This is a genomic window from Acetobacter lambici (assembly GCF_011516885.1).
GTDB lineage: Bacteria > Pseudomonadota > Alphaproteobacteria > Acetobacterales > Acetobacteraceae > Acetobacter > Acetobacter lambici.
The window spans coordinates 1-2,404 of record NZ_WOTD01000109.1; the positions used below are offsets into that span (position 1 = coordinate 1).

Annotated in this window: 2 protein-coding genes; both read left to right on the top strand. The window is 54.7% G+C overall.

The window, feature by feature from the left end; genetic code table 11:
* The first annotated feature begins 531 nt into the window (after window positions 1-531).
* Window positions 532-1,320 carry an MOSC domain-containing protein gene (locus tag GOB86_RS15220; protein ID WP_165993497.1) on the top strand — a complete coding sequence of 263 codons (789 nt, stop codon included), beginning with the start codon at window positions 532-534 and terminating at the stop codon, window positions 1,318-1,320.
* Window positions 1,317-2,261, top strand: a complete 945-nt coding sequence (locus GOB86_RS15225; RefSeq protein WP_165993498.1) for a PDR/VanB family oxidoreductase — start codon at window positions 1,317-1,319, stop codon at window positions 2,259-2,261. The genes GOB86_RS15220 and GOB86_RS15225 overlap by 4 nt, the downstream gene beginning before the upstream one ends.
* Window positions 2,262-2,404: the final 143 nt, after the last annotated feature.

Consider the following 2,404-nt stretch of genomic DNA (forward strand, 5'->3'; position numbering starts at 1 on the left):
TCCTCCATTGGAAACATCCCGCCAGCAGAAGCTGAGGCACGCTTTTATGCACAACAGAAATCACATGCATTAGCCGCTTAAATCAGATAAAAAACGTCTCCACAAAACCCGAGGCAATTCAATCCTCCTTAAAAGGGACTTCCAGTATGGACATCTGTAATCCAGGGTCTGCTCCGCGCAGGCCCGCCCTTGATCGGCGCCATTTTCTTAAGATTGGGGTTGCCTCAGCCGCTGCAACGCTTGCCATGTCCTCGCTTGTCCGGGCGCAAAGCAGTGAGCTACATGTCCCACACTGTTCGATCTTACCGGCAATCTGAATATTTACGGCGTCCAACAGATGAACGTGGCGCGCCACGCCATCTCGGCACTGAACGCGGCTGGAGGCGTTCTGGGTAAACAGTTGGTACTTCATGAATATTTATCTGATGGATCTGGGTTGCATCCACCGGTCCCTCGGCAAGGCTGATCTCGATGCGAACGCTCTTTCTCGCGAGCTGATGACTTCCGCCTAAGCATTTAAGAGTCAGTGACATGCACGGAAAAATCGAACGTCTCTACAATTATCCGATCAAGGGCCTATCAGCCCAACCCGTAGAACAAGCGCTGTTGCGGCCGGGTGACGGCTTCCCGGACGACCGGCTGTTCGGCTTCGCCCGCCATGATAGCGGCTTCGACCAAAACGATCCTCAGCCCCTACCGAAGGACCGCTTTGTCGTTCAGGTGAAAGAAGAACGGCTTGCTGGTCTTGTGACCCATTTTGATTCCCGCACACGACACATGCGTATTCTCGTGAAGGGAAATGTCGTATTTGAACGGCTATTGATCGATGGCGACGCCATCCGTGCGGCCGAGAACTTCATTGCCACCATGTTCGATCTGGACGAAGCCACGCGGCCTACATTTGCTTGTTCGGGCGTCCACCGCTTTACCGATGTCTCCGTGGTGTCCAAGGAGCTAATGAATGCGATCTCGCTGATCAACCTAGACTCGGTGCGCGATATGGAAGAGCGTATAAAGGCACCGATCGATCCGCTGCGCTTCCGCGCGAACGTCTACTTCAGCGGCTGGCCTGCTGGCCGCGAGCTGGAAATGGTAGGCAGGACCTTCCGCTTGGGCGCAGCGCGTCTGCGCGTGATGATGCGTACGCGTCGTTGCGCTGCGACTGAGGTGGATCCCACGACAGCTCGACGCGATTTGCAAATCCCACGCCTGATCATGCAAAACTATGGGCATGCTGACATGGGAATCTATGCCGAGGTCATCGAGGGCGGTGAGATCCGACTCGGTGAGGCCATTCATTTTGAGGAGGTGTTCGCATGAGCGGCGATCTGTTTCCCGCCGTCTTGCTGCGGCGTGAGGATATCACACCCGAAGTAACACTGTTTGAATTCGGTCCCGAGCTAGGTAGGACTCTGCCCTCCTTCACCGCGGGGTCGCATATCCGGGTCGAGGTGGCCGACGGTCTGATCCGTAGCTATTCGTTGAACAATGACGAGGCCGAGAAGAACCGCTACATCATCGCGGTCAAGCGCGAGGAAAATGGTCGGGGTGGATCACTGGGCATGCACCGTAATTTACGTCCTGGGGCGCGAGTGCATATATCTTCGCCGCAGAACTTTATGCCGGTTGTGCCAGCTGAGCGCTATCTCCTGATTGCTGGCGGAATCGGGATCACGCCCATCATATCCATCTTGCGTAAGCTGCAGCGGGAAGGGCATACAAATTGGCACCTGATCTACCTGGTGCGGAATCATTCTCAGGCCGCTTACCTTTCAGAACTCATGTCCGAGGAATTGCGCGATCGTGTTACCATTCATGCCTCGGACGATGCCGGTTATTTTGATTTTTGGCCCTATGTCCAAAAGCAAGCGGCCGCCCATCTTTACTATTGCGGTCCAAAATCTATGATGGACGCACTTTACGCACTGACCATTCATTGGCCGCGAAGTCATATCCACTATGAGGAGTTCTCCGGCGGGACCCTTAGCAAGGCAGGAAATCTCCCGTTCCGAGTGCGTCGCGCGGGCAGCGATGAAGTGATCGAAATTCCGGCTGAGGAGAGTGTCGTCGAGGTGTTCCGCCGATTGGGATATAAGCCAAAGTCCAGTTGCGAGACCGGAACCTGCCGAACATGCATCGTAGGTTTGATCGCCGGGAAAGCAGACCACCGCGACCTTTGTCTTTCGACCGCGGAACGAAGCCACTGCTTCGCCCCCTGCGTCTCCCGTGCGCTCGGAGAAGAACTCACACTGGAAATCTAAACGTTATTATGATCCTAACCGCGGTTTCCACACTAGCACTACAGTTGCATTTTTTGTTGAGTTCTGAATCTATGGGTAACCATGATTCAGGATATGATGAATGGCGGTGCGTCTGTTGAAGAGACGCTGGATTTGTGGGCGTC

Excerpts from the sequence above, each read along its gene's own strand:
- GOB86_RS15220 (WP_165993497.1), top strand. The coding sequence starts at position 532 with ATGCACGGAAAAATCGAACGTCTCTACAATTATCCGATCAAGGGCCTA.
- GOB86_RS15225 (WP_165993498.1), top strand. The coding sequence starts at position 1,317 with ATGAGCGGCGATCTGTTTCCCGCCGTCTTGCTGCGGCGTGAGGATATC.